The sequence below is a fragment of the Sphingobium sp. AntQ-1 genome (assembly GCF_028538045.1).
In the GTDB taxonomy this organism is placed as follows: Bacteria; Pseudomonadota; Alphaproteobacteria; order Sphingomonadales; family Sphingomonadaceae; genus Sphingobium; species Sphingobium cupriresistens.
Window position 1 is genome coordinate 50,403 of the sequence record NZ_CP117161.1, and the last position, 20,121, is coordinate 70,523.

Genomic DNA, 20,121 nt, shown 5'->3' on the forward strand with positions numbered 1-20,121 from the left:
CTTTCCGAGCCGGCATGGTCGAATACCGCCGCCCTCCCTCCGAGGGTCATAACCGTTCGGTTCTGACACTTGAAACAGCAGCTGCCCTAGCGCGGACTGAGCTATGAAGCACCAGGTCCAAACCGGTTCAGAGGCACCTTGAGAAACGCCGTCCCACACTTGTCCGCATCCGGCAGCCGGCCGCCACGTATGTTCACCTGAAGCGCGGCGAGCATCAGGTCGGGTAGTGGGAGCGATGCGTCGCGTTTCTCGCGGGTCGCGACGAACTCGGCTTCGTCGATGCCATCGTGAACATGGATGTTGTCGCGACGCTGATCGGCGACGGTCGAGCGACCAAGTACGTCCCTGCCATCCTTGCCATAGTCATGCCCAACATAGGTTGCGGTTTCGGGTGGCAGATCGAGGATGGCGCGGATCGAGCACCACAGCGAATGAGCATCACCACCCGGGAAGTCCGCTCGGCTTGTGCCACTATCGGGAACCATCAGCGTATCGTGAACGAACGCGGCGTCACCGACGACATAAGTGATCGAGGCAAGCGTATGGCCCGGCGACAGCATGACATGAGCATCGAGCGTGCCGATCCGGAAACGCTCGCCATCCGCAAACAACCGGTCCCACTGGCTGCCGTCGACGGCGAGATCGGGCAGGCAGTAGATGTCCCGCCACAGCTTTTGCACTTCCACGACCTTGTTGCCGATCGCGGTTTTGCCACCGGTCTTGCCGGTGAGGTACGGAACGGCTGAAAAATGATCGGCGTGTGGGTGGGTGTCGAGCACCCATTCGACGGTTAGCCCCTTTTCGCGCACATAGTCGAGGATAAGATCCGCGTTTCGGGTCGCGGTCGCACCAGCGCGCGGGTCAAAATCCAGAACTGGATCGATGATCGCAGCCGTCTTCGTAGTGTCGTCGACGACAACATATTGGAAGCTACCAGTGCGCTCATCATGGAGCGACGCAACGGTCATACCATCGTGCTTATACTCGATCATGTTTTCATCCTCTCGCTCTGTTAGCTTTCTGCCCGCGCCCGCGCGAACAACCGCTCGAAATCACCCGGATCGATCGCGCCCATCACCAGCATGCGTCCGGCAAGAAAGCCCGGGGTGCCGGCCAAGCCGATCGAATAGGCCTCTTGGCCGTTCGCACGCAGGCGCGCCGCGACAGCCTGTGCATGCGAAGCAAGCCACGTCGTTGCGCTCAGCCAGTCACCGCCAGCGCCGATTACGACGTCCCGCAGCATGTCGTCGTCAATCGTACGGTTGTCGGCCATCAGCTGGCGATGGACGACCGGGTAGATGCCCTGTTCGGCACAGCTGAGCGCAACGCTCGCGGCACGTTCAGACGGTGGACCGAAGATCGGCCAATCCTTGTAGATGACCCTAATTTTGCCATCGCGTCGCACGGCCTCTTCCAACGCGGGGAAGGCGTGACGGCAGGCCGGGCAACGATAATCGGTGAAAACGGCAAGCCGCAACGTCGCGTCGGCAGGACCGTGCTCAGGCGAACTGCCGCCTGTCAGGATCAGGTCGGCGGTCGGACCAACGTCACGCCCAATCGGGGCGGTGCGCCGCAGCACCTGTCCGACCGCCCAGCCCCCCACGACTACAGCGCCGAGCCCGACCGCCTGCCTCCGACTGAGTGGCCCCGGCACGCTCAACGCCCTCCGGGCTTGCTGCGCGCCGTGGCGACGAGGCGGCGGAGCGCCGGCAGATCGACCGCGCCGGCCACGACCTGCGAGCCGACGATCAGCGCCGGCGTCCCATTGAACCCGATCGCTTCGGCAATCGCATTGGTGCGTGCGAGCAGCGCATCGATTTCCGCGCCACGCGTCTTCAGGTCACGTTGCAGACGCGGCCAATCCACCTTGGCTTTCACAGCAGCTGCCCTGATACCGGCGCTGTCGAGCCGCGCCGGCGAGGCAAGCAGCGCTCCATGGAAGGCGGCATGCCTGCCCTGCCACTGGCTCGCGACGGCCGCCCGGGACGCCTCACGGGAGGCGGGTCCGAATATTGGCCAATCCCGATACACGATCCGGACCTTCGGGTCGGAGCGAAGCAGCGCGTTCAGCACCGGCTCCATGCGACGGCAATAGGGGCAGTTGTAGTCGAAGAACTCGACAACGGTGACGTCATAGGCGGTGCCGGCCCGCTTGGGGGCTACGGGATCGTCGACGACTGCCTTGCGCGACAAATCAGGCTGCTGCTGCCCGACCGCAGGTGTCATCGGCACGGCGAAAGCAAGCGCGGCTAGAGCGCCGCGAAAGAGAAGGTTGCGGCGGTTCATCGGTGTTTCCTTGCCTTATCAATTCCATCGGCGAGCGCGGCGCGCGACAACTCTCCGAGCTGAAGCTGCACGATCGTGCCATTCGCGGCGACGAAGGCGGTTGCGGGATAGCCGGCGACTTCGAAGGCTCGGGAAAGCCTACGGTCGGGATCAAGCGCGACGTTGCCGGCACCGATGCCTTCGCGGGTAAGGAACTGGGTAACGGTCGCCGGCGCCTCACCCTGATCGGCGAGCAGAATCGGAACCTCTCCACGGCGCGACGCAGCAGCATCGAGCATCGGCAGCTCGCGCCGGCATGGGCCGCACCATGTCGCCCACAGATTGACCACGAAGGGACGACCCCGGAAACGATCAAGCGGGAGCGGAGCGCCGGATGGCGTCGTTAGGGCGAGATGATAGGGAAAGGGGCCGTAGGTCACGGGCGGGATCAGCGCCTGAAGCGTGAACCAGAGGCCGCCAGCTACGGCAAGCGCTGCCCAGCCTATCGCCAGAGCGCGCGTTCGGCCGAGCCGGAACGCCAGCGTTACCGCAGCGCCGGCGAGGCCGGCGACGGCCGAGAAGCCTCCCTGCCATATAGCTAGGATGGAAAGTGGAGCATCGGCGTAGCTCGCCCAATGCGTCGCGACATAGCCGATCCGGGCCGTCACCAGCCCGACGACAATAGCACTGGTCGCGACCATCGACACTCGCGGGAAGCGGAACCGTCCCGCCAGCGCCGTCAAACCGAGGAACACGGCGACGCACAGAACCGCCAATCCGCGATCGACCGCCATCATCAGCGGCCCGATGGCAATTGCGCTGCCCATCACAGAAACGCGCCTGCGCTCTTCCAGAGCATATAGGCTGCGACCACGAAGATCAGCATTGCGAAAACCGTGGTGAGCGTACTGCCCGTGCCCAGACGCTTAGCGATCCGCGTGCCGATCAACCCGCCGATAACTCCACCGCCGATGAAGGCGAAGGCGAGCGGCCAATCCACAAGCCCGGAGAACGCGTAGTTGGCAGCGGTCGTTAGCCCGAACGCGGTGACGGCGATCAGCGACGTGCCGACGGCGTTGAGGATCGGCATGCCCGTCGATCCAATCAGTCCGGGAACGATCAGGAAGCCACCACCGATGCCAAAGAAGCCTGAAAACAGTCCGGTGCCGAGGCCATAACCCAGCACCTTGGGCGCCTTCTCCCGGTTGCATTCTGCACCGGGATTACCAGCGTCACCCCGCCCGCGCAGCATCACAACGCCGACGACGATCATGACGAGCGCGAATAGAAAGAGGAGCTTGCCGCCATCGACGGCCTTGCCCGCGGTGGATCCGAGTAGCGCACCGATGACGCCGGCAGTCGCATACATGCCGCCGCACCGCCATTTTACGGTATGAGCCTTGGCATGACCGATCAGACCGGTCGCGGCATTGGCCGCCACGGCAAACGCGCTCGTACCGATGGCGAGGTGCGCGTCGGGAACGCGCACCAGATACACCATGAGCGGCACGGCGAGGATCGAGCCACCGCCACCGACGAGCCCGAGGGTGAATCCGACCAGGCTGCCGGACAAGGCGCCAAGCAGATACTGGATTGGTTCGAGGATCATGCCGCCTTGCCGATCTCGTGTGGAGCGGCCATCCACTCACGGCCTTTCAGCATGCCCTGCCAGTAGATCGGGGGCAGCATCCGCTCTTTCAGGAACCACGCGGTGCGCGTCGGACGCGTTCCGTCCAGCAGCCAGGATGGGAAGCTGGGCAGCAGCTTTCCGCCATAGCCGAACTCGGCGAGGACGATCTTACCGCGTTCGACCGTGAGCGGGCATGAGCCGTAACCATTATAATCGGCAACGGGGGGTCTGCCGTCGAGCGCGGCCAGCGCGTTGACTGCGACCACGGGCGCCTGGACGCGAGCAGCAGCGGCGGTCTTGGCGTTGCTGGTGCCAGCGGCATCGCCAAGGCCAAAGATGTTTTCAAATCGCTTGTGCCGCAGCGTAGTCTCGTCGACCTCGACGAAGCCGCTCGCAGCCGCAAGCGGGCTATTTGCGACGACCGCATGTGACACCTGAGGTGGCACGACATGGAGCATATCGAACTCACGTTCGATCCGCTCGGAGACGCCGTCCTGCTTGCGCTCGAACGTGGCGACGCGGCGATCGGCGTCGACCGCGACCAGGTTGGACTCAAGCCTGAGATCGATACCGTACTTCTCGACATATTCCATCAGCGCCGGGACGTAGGTCGGGACCCCGAACAGGGCTGCGCCGGCATTATGGAACTCGACGTCGATAGCTGGGAGAACGCCGCTATCCCGCCAGATGTCGCAGGAGAGATACATCGCTTTCTGCGGTGCGCCGGCGCACTTGATCGGCATGGGTGGCTGCGAGAACAGCGCCCGCCCCTGCCGCAATTCCTTGACGAGCTGGTAGGTGTAGGGTGCCAGATCGTAGCGATAGTTGGAGGTGACGCCGTTGCGGCCGAGAGCCTCAGGCAGCCCTTCGATCTTCTCCCACGCCAGGCGCAGCCCGGGCGCGACGACCAGAACGCGATAGGTCAATGTGTCACCGTCTTCGAGCTCGACCGTGTTACGGTCGGGGTCGATGGCAACGGCGGGCAACCGTACCCACTTAACGCCCTTTGGCATTATGTCGGATTCGGCCTTGCGCGTCTGTTCGGGAGTGAAGACGCCGGCCCCCACCATCGTCCAGCCGGGCTGGTAATAATGGTCGGTCGCCGGATCGACGACCGCGATCGTCACTTTGGCGTTGCGCTTCAGAATGCTGGAAGCGGTCGCGATGCCGGCGGCACCGCCCCCGATGATGACGATGTCGTAGGTCATTGATCAGCCCTTTCGGAACGGCGCTTCAGCGCAGGCGTGAGATCGGCAAGGTCGTACCCGGCTGCCTTTGCTTGGTCGACGATCGTCGCCGGGTCGGCGCGATCGGCCTCGGCCAACGCCCACAAGGTCGCCGCGCGCGTCCCGCTACGGCAGAAGCCGAGCGTCGGCTGTGGCAGCGTGGCTAGCGCCTCCTTCATGCGATCCGCATCGGCGTCAGTCGCCTTGCCCGGTACGATAGGGACATGGGCAAACGCGAGACCGTGGTCGCCTGCCATTCGGGCCATTTCTTCCGCGCTTGGCTGGCCCGCCTCCTCGCCGTCCGGGCGGCTTGAGATGATCGAGCGATATCCTGCCTTCGCGGCAGCGGCGAGGTCGTCTTGCGTCAGCTGGGGGGCGGCAGAGAAGGACGAGGTGATCTGCTTGAAGGCCCAGTCGGCCCGAAGCTGCGATTTTGGTCATCTTGGAGAACACGTCGGGAACGGGCTGGTTGTTGTTGACGATCGCCCATGCGAGGAACGACGTTCCGCTCCGATAAGGGAGCGGCGTTATGAGCCTTGGCGTTTCGAGTGGGGATCTGATCGGCTCCTGGAGCCTGAGTTTTTCGGACATCGCGTTCGTGACCGGCAAAGCGGAGACGGCACGACTGGGATTGGCGGTTCAGCTTAGATTTTTCGCCGGGCATGGCTTCTTTGTGCCGGATCATGCGTCGATACCCTCCGACGGTGTCTTGTATCTGGCGGAGCAACTTGGTCTCGATGCCAAATCCGTGAACCACTATGATTTTTCCGGGCGCACCGCCCGCCGGCATTGCGCGGAGATTTTGCGGCATCTCGGGTTCCGCCGTATGACGCAGACGGATCGCAGGGCGTTGTCGAGGTGGATTTCCGACGATCTTTGTGCGGGCGGGCAGCCGATCAATGCCATGCTCGAGCATGTTTTCCTGTGGTGCCGCGACCGCCGTATCTATGGGCCGTCGCGCAAGGAGCTGGAACGCCTCGTCCGTTCGCAACGACACCTCTATCTGGAGGCCCTGTTGGCCCGAGTCCGCGATCGGCTTGCGCCGGATGCGGTCGCCTTGCTGGAAGCCTCGCTCGCCGATCCCGATGGCCCGACCGGCTTCAACACGATGAAGGGGGATGCAGGTCAGGCGACGCTCGAAAACATTCTTGGCGTGACCGCCAAACTCGCCTTTATCCAACGGCTTGCTCTTCCCCGAGATTTCCTATCGGTCACGGGCAAGGCATGGGTCGATCAGATCGTTCGCCGGGTTGCCGGCGAGAAAGCCTCGGAGATGCGCCGGCATGTACCGGCGCGCCAGCTCGGGCTCTATGCCGTTTATCTGATGGCGCGGGAAGCTCAGCTTACGGATGCGATGGTCGACCTGCTGATCGAGACGGTCCATAAGATCGGATCGCGCTCGAAACGCAAGGTGGTGGGCGATATCGCGAAAGACATCGAGCGGGTCTATGGCAAGGAGCGACTCCTGGTCGAGATTGCCAGCGCTTCGATCGACGATCCATCCGGGCGCATCTGCGATGTCATTTTCCCAATCGCCGGCAAGGACAAACTGGCGGCGATCATCAAGGAAAGCCAGGCAAAGGGCGCCTTGGATCGGCGGATCTACAAGGTGATGCGGAGGTCATGGGCCAATCATTATCGCCGTATGCTGCCAAGCCTGCTTTCGGCACTGGAGTTCCGGTCGAACAACGCCGTGTGGCGTCCGGTGCTGGCGGCCCTGGACTGGATCAGAAGCAAAGTGGATGATGGATGCCGCTACGTGCCGCCGCACGCAGTGCCGGTCGACGAGGTCATTCCGGCGAGATGGCGCAGTTCCGTCATTGATGAAGAGGGGCGCGTAAACCGGATCAGTTATGAGCTTTGTGTCCTCGCGCAACTGCGCGATCGCATCCGTTCTAAGGAAATCTGGGTTGTCGGGGCGGACCGATACCGCAATCCCGATGACGATCTTCCCAAGGACTTCGATGCGCGGCGAGAAGCATATTACACAGGATTGAACCTGACGGCGGATGCGCGTGCATTTTCAAGCGCCATCCGGGAAGAGCTTGCTCAGGAACTGTTGCTCCTCAATGCCAATATTCCCCGGAACGACAAGGTTCGGCTGCTGTGGCGCGGCGAGAACCGTATATCTCTCACCCCGTTCAAACCCTTGCCCGAACCCAGGGGTCTCGCCTCGATCAAGACCGAGATCGGCCAACGCTGGCCGATGACCGGGCTGCTCGACGTACTGAAGGAGGCTGCCCTTGATACGGGACTTCTCGAAGCGTTCGAAACATCGGCCTCGCGTGTTGCACTGCCGAAAACCGCGCTGGATCAACGTCTCCTGCTATGCCTCTACGGCCTGGGAACGAATGCCGGGCTCAAGCGGATCGCCGGCGCCACCCCCGATGTCAGCTATGAAGAGCTGCTGCATGTCCATCGCCGCTTCGTTCATGCCGCGGCGCTCAAGGAGGCGTGTGCCAGGGTTGCGAATGCGACCCTGGCAATCCGCAATGCTGCAGTCTGGGGGGACGCCGGCACGGCCTGTGCGTCAGATTCCACAAAGTTCGGAGCCTGGGATCGCAACCTGATGACGGAATGGCATGCGCGTTATGGTGGACGGGGCGTCATGATCTACTGGCATGTCGAACGACGCGCGACATGCGTCTATTCCCAGCTCAAGCGCTGCTCTTCCTCCGAGGTCGCCTCCATGATCGAGGGCGTGCTGCGCCATTGCACCGACATGGAAATCCAGCGACAATATGTTGATAGTCATGGCCAAAGCGCGGTTGGCTTTGCATTTTGCCGGCTTCTCGGATTTGAGCTTGCACCCCGCCTGAAAGCGATCGCTCGCCAGAAGCTGGCTCTTCCCGATGTCGGCATGCGAACGCGGCTTCCCCACTTGCAGCCGATCCTCTCCAGTCCGATCAACTGGGATGAGATCGAGCAGCAATATGACGAGATGGTCAAATATGCAGCCGCGATGCAGACAAAAACCGCCGACCCGGAGGCGATCCTGCGCCGGTTTAGCCGCTCCGAGGTGATGCACCCGACCTACAAGGCGTTGAGTGAGCTGGGCCGCGCGGTCAAGACGATCTTCCTGTGCCGGTATCTGCGCGAGGAGTCCTTCCGCCGCGAAATTCATGAAGGCCTGAATGTCGTTGAAAACTGGAACAGTGCCAATGGGTTCGTTTTCTTCGGCAAGGGCGGCGAGATCGCCACTAACCGCATCGATGAGCAGCAGCTCTCGGTCCTGGCGCTACATTTGCTGCAAGCGTCGCTTGTCTATGTGAACACCCGAATGCTTCAGAGCGTGCTGGTGGAACCGAAATGGACGGGCCGGATGACGCCGGATGATTATCGCGGCCTCACACCGCTGATTTACAGCCACGTCAATCCTTATGGCCGCTTCGACCTCGATCTGAATAGCCGGATCGATTTTGGGCGGCTTGCTGCCTGACCGGGGCCTTTCCGCTCGCACCATTTGGGTGCACCCGAACGTGACGATCGGAAGTGACATATACGACATGTCACAAAAGGGTGGTTCCGTCACCAATGTTACTGTACGAGGGCAAAGCCACCCTAATGTGACGGATTTGCCCATGACCCGCGTCGGCTACGCCCGCGTCAGCACCATCGACCAGGATCTCGACATCCAGGTTGCCCGGTTGAAGGCAGCGGGCTGTGAAATCCTCCGCTCCGAAACAGGCTCGGGCGCATCGCGCACTGGACGCACGGAGCTTGAGACGATCATGCAGTTCCTGCGCGCCGATGACGAACTCGTCGTCCTGCGTCTCGATCGGCTCGGTCGCTCCACACGCGATGTTCTCAATCTGGTTCATGAACTCGACCAGAAGGGAGCCTCATTGCGGGTGCTTGAGCCGGAGGTGACGACGGCCGGAAGCATGGGGCGGATGGTGATCACCATTCTGGGCATGGTCGCGGACATGGAACTGACGTTCATCAAGGACCGGCAGCGCGCCGGGATCGAGGCGGCGCGCGCCGAAGGCGTCTACAAAGGCCGGAAGAAAAACATCGATGACGATGAAATCCGACGCCGGATCACCGCCGGCGCGAGCAAGGCCAGCGTCGCGCGCGACCTCAAGATCTCAAGAATGACCGTCTATCGGGCGCTTGACGTCATTCCTTCAAGGATCGGGCTGCCGGAAAAGCCGCCTTCTGTCACCATCGCCCTGCATCTGACCATCGAGAACTTCAACAAGCATGGTCGTGGCAGAAAGCCCGCTCGCGAGCGCATTGAGGCGATGCTGGAGCGGGATTACCAGATGCAAAAGACCGGGAACTGCGATTACACGCTGACCGTCGCCTATGATCAGGGTGCCGATGGCGTCAGCCTCGATGATGAGATCGCATCTCTCCAGACAGAGATGTTCAACATCGCAGAGAGCTACAGGTGCTCGATCGAGACCGATGTTTACGAGATTGGAGGACAAGAGCGAGCCTGGTAGATCGCCATGTTCAATCTTTGTTCTCCAACATGGCCAAAATCGCAGCTTCGGGCCGACTGGGCCTTGAAAGCCATGTGATGTCTCCTGTCTGATCAGGCCGAACGGCGGGAAGTGAATGCAAAGCGGTGGACGGCAACGCCGAGGGCCATTGCAGCGATGAAGACCAGTGCCGGCAGAGGCTGGATCGCCAGTGCGGCAATGGCGGGACCTGGGCACAATCCGACGATGCCCCAGCCTATGCCGAACAAGGCCGCACCGCCGATGAGGCGCCGGTCGATCGGCGAGGTGGCGGGCGTGTGGAATTGTTCGGCCGCGATCGGGGTCGAGCGACGCCGCACGACGAACCAGGCTATCGCCATCGGCAGGATCGCGCCTGCCATGACGAACGCCAAGGTCGGGTCCCACGCGCCGGTGACATCGAGGAACGCGCGCACCCGCGCCGGATCGATCATTCCGGAGATGGCAAGGCCGGCGCCGAACAGCGTCCCGCTAGCGAGTGAAATGAGGTTCTGGCGCATCACAGTATCACCCCGGACAGACGCATGATCGTGACCGTGACGACGCCGGTCGCCATGAACGTGACGGTCGCGGCGATGGACCGGGGCGACAGGCGGGACAGGCCGCATACGCCGTGACCACTGGTGCACCCGGACCCAAGCCGCGTTCCGATACCGACGACCAGACCGGCGACGGCAATCAGCGAAAGCGATGCCGGAAAGCTGGCTTTCACGCCCAAACTGGCCGCAGCAATACCCGCGCCCAAGGGCAGACCCGCGGTAAAGAGCAGCGCGAGGGCCCATGGTGGACCTCCATCGGTAAGACCCAAAACTCTTGCGAACATGCCGCTGACACCGGCGATGCGCCCGTTGCCCAGCAGCATGATCGCCGCGGCGACACCGATCATCAGCCCGCCGATGAAGCCTTCGAGCGGCATGGCATGGGGAAAGCCTGGCATCACAGCGCATCCAGCGGAATTTTGAGGTAGCGGGTGCCGTTGGCTTCCGGCTCCGGCAGATGACCACCGCGCATGTTCACCTGGATCGAGGGCAGGATGAGCTTCGGCATCGACAAGGTGGCGTCGCGACTGGTCCGCATCGCGACGAAGTCGTCTTCGCTGACCCCTTCGTGGACATGCACGTTGCCGACACGCTGTGCGCCTACAGTCGTCTCCCAGACATATTGGTCGCGACCCACCGCCTTGTAGTCGTGGCAGAGGAACAGGCGCGTCTCGTCCGGCAGCTGCATGAGCCGGCGGATCGAGCGGAATAGCTGGCGTGCGTCGCCACCAGGGAAGTCTGCCCGCGCGGTGCCGTAATCGGGCATGAAGAGCGTATCGCCGGTGAAGACCGCGTCCCCAATCGCATAGGCCATGTCCGCCGGCGTATGGCCGGGCACGTGCAGCGCAATGGCGTCGATGTTGCCGATGGCAAAGCGGTCGCCGTCCTCGAACAGCCGGTCGAACTCGGAACCGTTGCGCTCAAAATCGGTGCCGGCGTTGAAGATTTTGCCGAACACGTTCTGAACCCGGATGATCTCACGACCGATCGCGAGCTGCCCGCCAAGCGCCTGCTGAAGATAAGGTGCCGCAGACAGGTGATCGGCATGAGCATGGGTTTCCAGCAGCCAATCGACCGTCAGTCCCTGATCCCGCACGTAAGCGATCACTGCGTCCGCCGACGCGGTTTTGGTCCGGCCAGCCGCGGCGTCAAAATCGAGGACGCTGTCGACGATCGCAGCCTTTTTCGTCGCCACGTCCCAAACGACGTAGGTCGCTGTGTTGGTAGGCTCATCAAAGAAGGACTGAACGACCGGCGATCCGGCCGCTTTTGCGCGTCTGATCTGGGCGTTGGCTTCGCTCAAAACCGGGTCCATGACCATCTCCATTTAAACAAACTCATGGTTTATGTAGCTGTGTAAGCGTATTGCGTCAACGGGGTGTTCGTGCCATTTGGGAGGAATGGAAATGATGGAAGCGAACATGCCGCGCTCGCTGCGCATCGGGGATGCAGCCCCGAACTTCACCGCCCGCACCACTCAGGGCGAGATTGCGCTCGATCAGTATCGTGGGCGCTGGATTGTGTTTTTCTCGCACCCTGCTGACTTCACGCCGGTTTGCACGAGCGAGTTTGTGGCCTTGGCTAAAGCGGCCCCTCAATTCGAGGAGCTGGATTGCGTATTGTTGGGGCTGTCGGTCGACAGCCTCTACTCTCATGTCGCCTGGCTTCGCGCGATCCACGACGTTTTTGATGTCGAGGTGCCGTTTCCGGTGATCGAGGATCCGTCGATGGCGGTTGGGTATGCCTACGGCATGCTCGACGAGCAGGCTGGCGATGCCTCAACGGTACGTGCAACCTACTTCATCGATCCCAAAGGCATTATCCGCGCACTCAGCTGGTATCCGATGAATGTCGGGCGCTCGGTCGACGAGATGCTTCGCACGGTCAGGGCGTTGCAGCGTTCGGCCGATGGCGAGGCCTATACGCCCGCTGACTGGCAGCCGGGCGACGACGTGCTCCTGCCTCCCGCTTTGCCGGGGAACGCAGGCGCCGACTGGTTTCACCAGACGAAGGCTGACCGGTGATGGCGATCTACCAGTCCCGCGCGCTTGCCGACGTTGCAGTCGAGAAGCTGCGCGTGTTCGCGCAGCCGCAGCGCCTTATGATCCTGTCCTATCTGCTGGGTGGCGAACGGCAGGTGGCGGACATCGAGGCGGCCACGGGCGTGACCCAACCAGCGCTCAGTCAGCAGCTTGCCGAGCTGCGGCGCGCCGATCTGGTGAAGACCAGGCGTGAGGCGAAGCAGGTTCACTACCGTCTTGCCGACGATGCAGCCGCACTGTGTGTGCGAACCCTGGAGGCGATGTTCGGAGCCGACGATCTGTCGGCTCCCCAAACGGCCCCGGCCCCCCGCCCAGTGCGACCGCGCGAGACGCCGTCCGTGGTTCGACCGCAAAACATCGGTGCGGCCGTTTTTGCGAGAGTTGGCTGATCATTTCGGCTGAAGAAGGAAAAAGCGGATGCGTATGCCAATCATTGCTCTTGCAGGATGCTTGTCACTCATGAGCAGCGTCAGTGCTTCAGCCGGCGTGCCTAGGCAGGCGGTGATACCGGGATATGGCGCGATCACACCCGTCGAAGGTGCTGCGGAACGGCCCGATCGCAAGTTGCGCTATCGCGTGCTGTTCAATGTGACCAAGGCCGCGGCAACGCCGGATAAAATCAATCCATCGCTGGAGAAGGTCGCCCGCTTTTTGAACCTGCTGGGCAACGATGGCGTTCGTCCAGAACAAGGCGATGTCGTCGTGATCGTCCACGGTCCGGCGACGCCCATCGTTACCGAAGATCGCGCCTATGCGACAAAGACGGGAGTAGCTGCGAACCCCAACCTTGCCTTAATTGAGGCGTTGAAAAAGGCGGGTGTATCCGTTCGGGTATGCAGCCAAGCTCTTATCGGAAACGGGATCGACCCCGCTACGGTAGGAAAGAGTGTCGAAACTGACGTGTCTGCGCTGACGACTATGGCGACTTTGCAACTGCGTGGTTGGGCACTGATCCCCGACTGATCACGCCGACACGTTTACTGTTTCGCCGTTCTAGTCCGTAACGCTGCTGGTGTCATAACCGGTCGGTTGTGACACCAGCAGACTACCATAGCTTTCGGCAAGTTTACGGTGCCACAATCCCGCATCAGAAAGCGTCCGCTTCCAGAAGCTCTGAATGCATCGGCTAAGCCGATAGTTGGCGAATTCTGCCGACCGTGCCGAAGTTGGCTCCGCAAGGAAAACGAGCGGTTTTCTCGCGGTCTGACAATGCCGGTCCCGGCAATCCGAAAAGAGCAAGAAAACCCGTTGTGAAAACCAGCGCCATCTTGCACCATGCCGGTAGTCTTTTCTGGCGGGGTACGCATTGCTCATTGGCTATATCCGAGTGTCCAAGTCGGACGGCACGCAAACGCTGGAGCCGCAGCGCGACGCGCTGTTCGCGGCCGGCATTGATCCGTCGCGCATCTATGAGGATATGGCATCGGGTCGCCACGATGCGCGGCCTGGCCTGACCGCCTGCCTGAAGGCGCTTCAGCCGGGCAACACGCTCGTCATCTGGAAGCTGGACCGCCTCGGCCGCGATCTGCGCCATCTGGTGACGACGGCGGAGGATCTCCGGTCGCGCGGGATCGGGTTGAAGGTGCTGGCAGGTGCCGGCGCGCAGATCGACACGACGTCTGCCAATGGCCGTCTCGCTTTCGGCATCTTCGCGGCGTTCGCCGAGTTCGAGCGCGAGTTGATCGCCGAGCGTACCCATGCCGGCCTTGCTGCGGCGCGCGCGCGCGGTCGCATGGGCGGTCGGCCGCGCAAGATGAACCGGGCGACGCTGACGATGGCGATGGCGGCGATGTCCGATCGAGGTGTCGTCGCGGCTGATGTCGCTAAGCGGCTCGGGATCACGACCACGACCCTGTATGTCTATGTCAACGGCGACGGCACCCCCAAGGCGCCGGGGCAGGCGTTGCTCGATGCGGGTCCCACTCGGCAACCGCAAAGCCAGGCTGCATAATGAGCGCGGGCGTCACGGTCCCCATCGAGGCGATCGTGACGCTCCGACGTCGTTTGGCGGCATTGCCGGCAAGGCATCCCGAGCGGCAGCCGCTGATGACATCGACCGCCGAACTCTACGACATCAGCCGCGCTACGCTCTACCGGCTGTTGCGCGGCGAGCGAAGGCCGAAGGACGCACACCGTGCCGATCGTGGCCTGTCGCGCACCATGCCTGCCGGCGAGATCGAATGGTGGTGTGAGGTCGTTGCGGCGATGAAGAGCCGCACGACCAACCGTCAAGGCCGTCGTCTCTCGACGAAGCGTATCCTCGAAATCGTCACCGAACACGGTGTCGAGACCCCCGATCGCGGTCTGGTGAAGCTGCCGGCAGGTCGGTTGGCTGCCTCGACACTCAACCGGCACATGCGGCAACGGGGATACGACACCGAGCGGATGACGCGCGAGCCGGCTGCGGTGCGCTATCAGGCCGAACGCGCCAACATGCTCTGGCATTTCGACATGAGCCCGTCGGATCTCAAGCAGTTGAAGGCCCCGACCTGGATCGATCCCGATCGTAATGGCGCGCCTACGTTGATGCTGTTCTCGGTGGTCGATGACCGGTCGGGCGTCGTCTACCAGGAATATGCGCTCGTCTATGGGGAGGATGCCGAGGCGGCGCTGCGCTTCCTGTTCCGTGCGATGGCACCAAAGGAGGACAATCCGTTTGGAGGTATTCCGGAGAACATCCAGCTCGATGGCGGCCCGGTCGGCAAATCGAGCGTGTTCAAGGGGGTCATGGAATGTCTCGGGATTACCGTCACTCCGCACATGCCAGCAGGGTCGGACGGACGCCGCACGACCGCGCGCGCCAAGGGGAAAGTCGAGCGCCCGTTCCGCACTGTCAAGGAAGCGCACGAGACGCTGTACCACTTTCACGAACCCGCCAGCGAGGAGGAGGCCAATCGCTGGCTGGCGCGCTACATCGCCACCTACAACAGCGGCGACCATCGTCGCGAGCCGCATTCTCGGATCGACGACTGGCTCGGCCACCTGCCCGATGGCGGCATTTGCGCCATGTGCAGTTGGGAGCGCTATTGCGCATTCGCGCGCGAGCCAGAGCGCCGCAAGGTCGGCCTCGACTGCCGGCTGACCGTCGCCGGCGTTACCTATGAGGTCACGTCCGAAGTGGCCGGCGAAACGGTTGTCGTCTGGTGGGGGCTGTTCGACCAGGAGCTATGGGTCGAGCATGGCGATGACCGATACGGCCCGTTCGATCCGGTCGGAGGGCCGGTGCCGCTGCATCGCTATCGCAAGCATCGCAAGAGCCGGCGCGAGGTCCGCGCGGATCGCGTCGATGCGCTGGCGACGAAGATCGGAATCCCTCGCTCGGTCTTGACGGGCGAGGACGACATCGTGGTGATCGGTCGCAAGCCCACCGATGGGATCGCACCTGTGCCGGCCCGGCCATTCGCCGATCCAGATCCGTTCGCCGAACTCACCTTCGCCACGCCGCTCAAGGCACGCTTCGCCATATCCGAGGAACTGCGCCTGCCGCTTGGCGGCCTTTGCGAAGAGGACCGCGCCTTCATCGACGCGTTGCTCGCGCGCACGCTGTCCCGGCCCGAAGTGATGGATGAAATCCGCAGGCGATTCCCGCCCGGCCACAGACGGAGCGGCTGATGCAGACCGAGGTGATGCGCTATTACGGGCTGGCCCGGCCCCCGGTCGATCTCGGCTTCTTCGAGACCGAGCATCATGCCCAGCTTACCCATGATCTGAAGACCGCGATCACAGGTGGTCGCCTGATCGCGCTTACGGCCACCATCGGCTCGGGCAAGACCGTGCTGACGCGGCGACTGCGCGAAGAACTAGAGCGCGAGGGCCGTGTGATCGTCTCGCGCGCGCTCAGCCTGGAAAAGGCCAAGATATCGGTGCCGCTGCTGGTTGCAGCGCTGTTCTATGATCTTTCGTCTGAGAAGACCGTCTCGATCCCAAGCCAATCGGAACGGCGCGAACGCGATTTGCAGGAGCTGTTTCGCAAGGCCAAGCGACCGGTCGCGCTGTTCGTCGACGACGCCCACGACCTCAACCCAAAGACGCTGACCGCGCTCAAGCGCCTCGTTGAGCTTGTCACCGAGGGCGGCGGTCAACTGGCCGTGATCCTCGTCGGCCATCCGAAGCTGCGCAACGACCTGAAACGCCCGCTGATGGAGGAAATCGGCGACCGGACGACCGTGTTCGAGTTTGGCGGCCTGCGCGATCGGCAGCGCGACTATATCGACTGGGCGCTGCGCACCGCACTGTCGCCGGGGATAGAACCCGATGCCGTGCTGACCGAAGACGCCGCGATCCTGCTCGCCGCCAAGCTTAAGACACCGCTCCAGATCGGCCGCCATCTCGTGCGCGCGTTCGAAGCCGGGTTCGAGGCCAGCGTGAAACCGATCGATGCCGCTACCGTAGAGGGTGTGCTGTCACGCCAGATTGACGACCTCGAACCCCAGCTTACCCGCCACGGCTACGATACGAAGAGCCTGGCGGACCAGTTCGACGCCAAGCCGGCGGAGATACGGCAACTGCTCCGGGGCGGGCTTGATCCGGCTCGTGCGCGCGAGCTGACCGACGATATGCGCGCGGCAGGATTACCGCTTTGACCGCCGTGTCCGCGATCCCGCGCCGCTCGGTGAACATCTCGCGTCCGTCGCATCGAATGTGATTTGCGTCTCACCGAACGTGCGCCGGCTGATCGCCAGCGTCTCACATAATTCAAGCGCGAAAGCCCCCTCTATTGCAGTTCCGGGCGATCATCATTGCGAGCCGCTACAGCTAGCGCGCATTATGGGTCGTGCGGCTGAGCGGAACAAGAAAGTGTCGTAAGGGGCATTATTTCTTTTCAAAAGTCCCATTCGGAATTAGGTTGGCGTAGCGGTCTGAGGCCGCCGTTTGCGACGGCGTCGGGCACGGAGAAGTCGTAGCTCCCGAGGAAATTGATGTGACGCCAGAATATCGGCGAGAGTCGAGCGATATCGGCGGGCAGCGGTGGCGCCCCGGCCTCGCTGAGTTGGCGCACGGTTTCCTGCATGTAGACAGCGTTCCAGTGGACGATGGAGTTGAGGGCGAGACCGAGGACCCCGAGCTGCTCCTCTTGGCCTTGACGCAAAGGGCTTCTGATTTCGCCCCGATCGCCGTGATGGACGCGCCGACCGAGCTTGTGGCGCAATTCCTGCCGGTTGAGCTGAAACAAGATCCGTCGGCGGAACGGTCGGTCGTCGATGTATCGCAGGATGTGCAGCGTCTTGATGATGCGCCCCAGTTCAGACAGGGCCTTGGCCAGGGTCGTTGGGCGGTCTTTGACCTGCAGCATGCGCATGACGCCTGCGGCCTTGAGGTGGCCGAGCTTGATCGACCCGGCCAAACGGATCAGGTCGGACCAGTTTTCCCTAATCAGATTGATTTTGATCCTGCCCCAGGCAATCTCATCGAATTGTCCGTAGCTCGCCTGGCGGTCGATGCGCCACAGCTTCGCGCCGCCGATGTCCGCCAGACGGGGGCTGAATCGGTAGCCCAGGAGCCAGAACAGGCCGAAAATTGCGTCGGAATAGGCAGCGGTGTCGGTCATAATCTCCAGAGGATCGAGCTCGGTTTCCTGCTCCAGCAGGAGAGCCAGGACGACCAAACTGTCGCGCAAGGTGCCGGGGATGACCGCTCCGGCCAGCCCGCTGAACTGATTGGAAATCATGTTGTACCAAGTGACGCCGCGCTCCTGGCCATAGTATTTGGGATTGGGGCCGGCATGTATGGCGCTCGACGGAGCGACAAACCGCATTCCGTCCGCGCTGGCCACCTCTCCGGCGCCCCAGTGGCGAACGATATCCAGGCGATTGTGGGCGGCAACGATCGCGGCGTTCGCCGCAGCTATGGTCTCAGGCCGAATGAAATTCTGATTGACCCAAGACAGCCGGTCGCGACGCAGAGCCGCAATTTCCGGGCGCACAACTGGCTCAAGACCGATGTTGCAGGCGCCGCCGACCAGGGTTGCGCACAGGCTTATCTCGAAGTGCTCGACGGTGGCCTGACGCTCGCTCAGATGGGTAAAGGACTTGGCGAATCCGGTTCGCGCCATGACTTCAAGAAAGATGTCGGGCATCCCCGCCTTCGGCATGCGCGTTTGGACGGCGCCGCGCAGCGCACGAAGGCTCTCGGATTCATCAAGCTTGTCGAGGGGCGTGACCACAATCCCGGTCTTGTCGGCGACCGTCTCGAAACGCAGGTCAGGATTGTGGCCGGCGCGCGCGACGACATGTCGATATGCCTCGTCGAGAAGGCGGGAGAGACCGTCAATCTCAGTGTCGGCTTCCAGAGATCGGCCCAGGGCGCGTGCCACCATCAACCTGGAATTGTGCCAGGACTCGCCCTCGAGCATCCCGCGCCGAGGATCTCCGTATCGGATGCCGGGCTTGGCGAACACATCGCGATGCTTGATCGCGAGACGCCATGCATCGATGATCGCGAAGACATAGGCTTTCGGGTCCCGCACACTGCCTTCATGATCCAGGACATGTTGCCTCCACGCCTTTGGGATCGCAGCGGTCGGTGCGCCGCGCATCTTGGCGAGAGACGACCAGTCGTCTACGCCCTTGAGGTAGCTGATCGCGGCCTTGACGTTTTTGCCGCCCGGGGCGGCGTCGGTCTCGATGCGGTTGGTGATTTCGAAGAACAATTTCCGGGCACCCCGCCACTTTCTCCGCAGTTGGTCGTAGGGCTTGCTCTCTGCGGGCTTGGCGATCGCCTCCACCTTGGACATGGCGGCCTCGATGTCGGGACGGGGCAACCGCTCGAAGAGCACATCTCTCCATTCATTGAGGGGCAGGACATCGTCGGTCAAAACCAACAGACCCATCGCGTGGAGCAGCATCGCGGCGCCATCGAGATCGCGCAGACTGCGCAGACGGTCCTGTTTGTCGGCGGCTTCGGCCCCCTTCACCAAATCGGCAAGCAGAACCTCGGCCAGCTCGGCGGCATCGTCCTGGGCCGCCGCTTCGAGCGTATGGAAGAGCGCGGCTACAGTCGCGGTTCGACGAGGCTCCTGAAGGGCCGCAATGGCCGAAGGCTTGCTGACACGCGCTACCCGCGCGAGCCGCTCAAGGGTTGTCGCGGGAACACCCCTTGGTGGCGCCGGCCGCAGATTGAACGCCCGGACCGCATCGAGCCGATCAAGGTGACGGAAGAGCTCGGTCGGCATGCGCTTGGAGGGCACTGTCCGCAGCGCGTCCAAGGCGGCGAACGTGGATGTGTCGCCATCGTCAAACAGGGCGGCGATGCGCGCGCGTTGGTCATCGCTCAAGCTGGCGACCAGATGGCGCCAAAGCCTGGTCCGCGCACGATCGCGGATTCTGCCGACCAATCGCTCGACGACCGTGACGCCTGGCAGCAGCACCTTGTTGGCGATCAGCCAGGCCGCCGCTCGATCAATCAAGGGGCCGGGCCGCTCGTCGCCGCTCCAACAAAGGGCGTAGAGCCATCTGGTCAATCGGAAACGCGCCACCGCGTTGTCGCCAAAGTCCGTGAAGCCGCAGTGCGTCCGGATGAGCGCGAGGTGCCGGATGCGCCGGCTTCCCGCAAAATAGGCGTCCACGTCCGTGGCGGGCTCAAGAGCGAGTTGTTCGATCACGGTCGCCAGGACCGACGCGGGGATCTCGGAAGGAGAGACTGGAAATGCGCCCAGAAACCGGGCGCTCGTCAGCATCACGGTGAAGCCGAGCCGATTATGGTCTCCGCGCAGAGTTCCAATGAGGTCGCGATCAGTTTGGTCCAGATGGAAATATCGCGCGAGTTGGTCGGCCGACGGTTCGCCGTCGAAGCGAGAAAAGCCCTGACGCTGGGCATCAGTGAGGTGACGGGTGGGCATACCGTGCGAAACTTCCAACTTTTGCGAAGGGGACGGCCGATGCCGATAAACAAGGCGAATTTCTTCGCAAAATATATGTGCGAAATAAAGTCGTTTTGCAGCAACTTTCGCACAAT

At 62.6% G+C, this 20,121-nt stretch carries 18 protein-coding genes and 1 pseudogene; 8 read left to right on the forward strand and 11 right to left on the reverse strand.

Annotation, left to right across the window (positions count from 1 at the left end; translation table 11 throughout):
* Positions 1 to 101: 101 nt before the first annotated feature.
* From sphantq_RS23475 to sphantq_RS23505, 7 genes and pseudogenes are all read right to left on the reverse strand, one after another.
* Positions 102 to 962, reverse strand: a pseudogene (locus sphantq_RS23475) (MBL fold metallo-hydrolase); the annotation flags it as partial.
* Positions 963 to 1,012: 50 nt separating this feature from the next.
* Positions 1,013 to 1,579: a DsbA family protein gene (locus tag sphantq_RS23480; protein ID WP_231726576.1), complete on the reverse strand. Its 567-nt coding sequence runs from the start codon at positions 1,577 to 1,579 to the stop codon at positions 1,013 to 1,015.
* 77 nt (positions 1,580 to 1,656) lie between these two features.
* A complete protein-coding gene (locus sphantq_RS23485) occupies positions 1,657 to 2,286 on the reverse strand; it encodes a DsbA family protein (protein WP_008830454.1) in 630 nt (209 codons plus the stop codon).
* Positions 2,283 to 3,092 (reverse strand): TlpA disulfide reductase family protein, encoded by an 810-nt coding sequence (locus sphantq_RS23490; protein ID WP_008830453.1) that lies wholly within the window; start codon positions 3,090 to 3,092, stop codon positions 2,283 to 2,285. Before sphantq_RS23490 ends, sphantq_RS23485 begins: the two co-directional genes overlap by 4 nt.
* Positions 3,092 to 3,874 carry a sulfite exporter TauE/SafE family protein gene (locus sphantq_RS23495; RefSeq protein WP_008830452.1) on the reverse strand — a complete coding sequence of 261 codons (783 nt, stop codon included), beginning with the start codon at positions 3,872 to 3,874 and terminating at the stop codon, positions 3,092 to 3,094. The genes sphantq_RS23490 and sphantq_RS23495 overlap by 1 nt, the downstream gene beginning before the upstream one ends.
* Complete coding sequence (locus sphantq_RS23500; RefSeq protein WP_008830451.1) at positions 3,871 to 5,103, reverse strand: NAD(P)/FAD-dependent oxidoreductase; 1,233 nt, start codon at positions 5,101 to 5,103, stop codon at positions 3,871 to 3,873. Before sphantq_RS23500 ends, sphantq_RS23495 begins: the two co-directional genes overlap by 4 nt.
* Positions 5,100 to 5,519: a TIGR01244 family sulfur transferase gene (locus tag sphantq_RS23505; protein WP_336314469.1), complete on the reverse strand. Its 420-nt coding sequence runs from the start codon at positions 5,517 to 5,519 to the stop codon at positions 5,100 to 5,102. The genes sphantq_RS23500 and sphantq_RS23505 overlap by 4 nt, the downstream gene beginning before the upstream one ends.
* A gap of 131 nt (positions 5,520 to 5,650) precedes the next feature.
* Here sphantq_RS23505 and sphantq_RS23510 point away from each other — a divergent pair, with 131 nt between their 5' ends.
* Positions 5,651 to 8,560 (forward strand): Tn3 family transposase, encoded by a 2,910-nt coding sequence (locus sphantq_RS23510; protein ID WP_006961814.1) that lies wholly within the window; start codon positions 5,651 to 5,653, stop codon positions 8,558 to 8,560.
* A 142-nt stretch (positions 8,561 to 8,702) separates the two neighbouring features.
* Positions 8,703 to 9,569, forward strand: a complete 867-nt coding sequence (locus sphantq_RS23515) for a recombinase family protein (RefSeq protein ID WP_006961816.1) — start codon at positions 8,703 to 8,705, stop codon at positions 9,567 to 9,569.
* Between the two features lie 92 nt (positions 9,570 to 9,661).
* On the opposite strand, the gene sphantq_RS23520 is transcribed toward sphantq_RS23515, so the two are convergent.
* From sphantq_RS23520 to sphantq_RS23530, 3 genes are read right to left on the reverse strand one after another with little or no spacing between them, the layout of a single operon-like run.
* On the reverse strand, positions 9,662 to 10,087 hold the full coding sequence (locus tag sphantq_RS23520; protein ID WP_008830449.1) for a DUF6691 family protein: 426 nt from the start codon (positions 10,085 to 10,087) through the stop codon (positions 9,662 to 9,664).
* Positions 10,087 to 10,524, reverse strand: coding sequence for a YeeE/YedE family protein (locus sphantq_RS23525; RefSeq protein ID WP_008830448.1), 438 nt, complete (start codon positions 10,522 to 10,524; stop codon positions 10,087 to 10,089). Before sphantq_RS23525 ends, sphantq_RS23520 begins: the two co-directional genes overlap by 1 nt.
* Entirely contained in the window at positions 10,524 to 11,441 is a 918-nt protein-coding gene (locus tag sphantq_RS23530; RefSeq protein WP_037519521.1) for an MBL fold metallo-hydrolase, read from the reverse strand. The genes sphantq_RS23525 and sphantq_RS23530 overlap by 1 nt, the downstream gene beginning before the upstream one ends.
* Positions 11,442 to 11,526: 85 nt before the next feature.
* Between sphantq_RS23530 and sphantq_RS23535 the strand changes: the two genes are divergently transcribed.
* From sphantq_RS23535 to sphantq_RS23560, 6 genes are all read left to right on the forward strand, one after another.
* The gene (locus tag sphantq_RS23535) at positions 11,527 to 12,150 is read left to right on the forward strand and encodes a peroxiredoxin (protein WP_037519507.1); all 624 of its coding nucleotides are present in this window, start codon (positions 11,527 to 11,529) and stop codon (positions 12,148 to 12,150) included.
* On the forward strand, positions 12,147 to 12,557 hold the full coding sequence (locus sphantq_RS23540) for an ArsR/SmtB family transcription factor (RefSeq protein WP_086013073.1): 411 nt from the start codon (positions 12,147 to 12,149) through the stop codon (positions 12,555 to 12,557). Before sphantq_RS23535 ends, sphantq_RS23540 begins: the two co-directional genes overlap by 4 nt.
* 70 nt (positions 12,558 to 12,627) lie before the next feature.
* Positions 12,628 to 13,131 carry a DsrE family protein gene (locus sphantq_RS23545; RefSeq protein ID WP_008830444.1) on the forward strand — a complete coding sequence of 168 codons (504 nt, stop codon included), beginning with the start codon at positions 12,628 to 12,630 and terminating at the stop codon, positions 13,129 to 13,131.
* Between the two features lie 343 nt (positions 13,132 to 13,474).
* Complete coding sequence (locus sphantq_RS23550; RefSeq protein WP_037519505.1) at positions 13,475 to 14,119, forward strand: recombinase family protein; 645 nt, start codon at positions 13,475 to 13,477, stop codon at positions 14,117 to 14,119.
* On the forward strand, positions 14,119 to 15,780 hold the full coding sequence (locus tag sphantq_RS23555; protein ID WP_008830442.1) for an IS481 family transposase: 1,662 nt from the start codon (positions 14,119 to 14,121) through the stop codon (positions 15,778 to 15,780). The genes sphantq_RS23550 and sphantq_RS23555 overlap by 1 nt, the downstream gene beginning before the upstream one ends.
* Complete coding sequence (locus sphantq_RS23560; RefSeq protein ID WP_272800748.1) at positions 15,780 to 16,751, forward strand: ExeA family protein; 972 nt, start codon at positions 15,780 to 15,782, stop codon at positions 16,749 to 16,751. The genes sphantq_RS23555 and sphantq_RS23560 overlap by 1 nt, the downstream gene beginning before the upstream one ends.
* Positions 16,752 to 16,990: 239 nt before the next feature.
* On the opposite strand, the gene sphantq_RS23565 is transcribed toward sphantq_RS23560, so the two are convergent.
* Complete coding sequence (locus sphantq_RS23565) at positions 16,991 to 20,005, reverse strand: Tn3 family transposase (RefSeq protein WP_059153620.1); 3,015 nt, start codon at positions 20,003 to 20,005, stop codon at positions 16,991 to 16,993.
* Positions 20,006 to 20,121 lie beyond the last annotated feature (116 nt).

Bases quoted from the DNA above. Each gene is read 5' to 3' on its own strand.
- sphantq_RS23515 (WP_006961816.1), top strand. From the start codon at position 8,703: ATGACCCGCGTCGGCTACGCCCGCGTCAGCACCATCGACCAGGATCTC.
- sphantq_RS23495 (WP_008830452.1), bottom strand. From the start codon at position 3,874: ATGATCCTCGAACCAATCCAGTATCTGCTTGGCGCCTTGTCCGGCAGC.
- sphantq_RS23535 (WP_037519507.1), top strand. From the start codon at position 11,527: ATGGAAATGATGGAAGCGAACATGCCGCGCTCGCTGCGCATCGGGGAT.
- sphantq_RS23525 (WP_008830448.1), bottom strand. From the start codon at position 10,524: ATGCCAGGCTTTCCCCATGCCATGCCGCTCGAAGGCTTCATCGGCGGG.
- sphantq_RS23520 (WP_008830449.1), bottom strand. From the start codon at position 10,087: ATGCGCCAGAACCTCATTTCACTCGCTAGCGGGACGCTGTTCGGCGCC.
- sphantq_RS23560 (WP_272800748.1), top strand. From the start codon at position 15,780: ATGCAGACCGAGGTGATGCGCTATTACGGGCTGGCCCGGCCCCCGGTC.
- sphantq_RS23530 (WP_037519521.1), bottom strand. From the start codon at position 11,441: ATGGACCCGGTTTTGAGCGAAGCCAACGCCCAGATCAGACGCGCAAAA.
- sphantq_RS23500 (WP_008830451.1), bottom strand. From the start codon at position 5,103: ATGACCTACGACATCGTCATCATCGGGGGCGGTGCCGCCGGCATCGCG.
- sphantq_RS23490 (WP_008830453.1), bottom strand. From the start codon at position 3,092: ATGGGCAGCGCAATTGCCATCGGGCCGCTGATGATGGCGGTCGATCGC.
- sphantq_RS23555 (WP_008830442.1), top strand. From the start codon at position 14,119: ATGAGCGCGGGCGTCACGGTCCCCATCGAGGCGATCGTGACGCTCCGA.
- sphantq_RS23510 (WP_006961814.1), top strand. From the start codon at position 5,651: ATGAGCCTTGGCGTTTCGAGTGGGGATCTGATCGGCTCCTGGAGCCTG.
- sphantq_RS23545 (WP_008830444.1), top strand. From the start codon at position 12,628: ATGAGCAGCGTCAGTGCTTCAGCCGGCGTGCCTAGGCAGGCGGTGATA.
- sphantq_RS23485 (WP_008830454.1), bottom strand. From the start codon at position 2,286: ATGAACCGCCGCAACCTTCTCTTTCGCGGCGCTCTAGCCGCGCTTGCT.
- sphantq_RS23565 (WP_059153620.1), bottom strand. From the start codon at position 20,005: ATGCCCACCCGTCACCTCACTGATGCCCAGCGTCAGGGCTTTTCTCGC.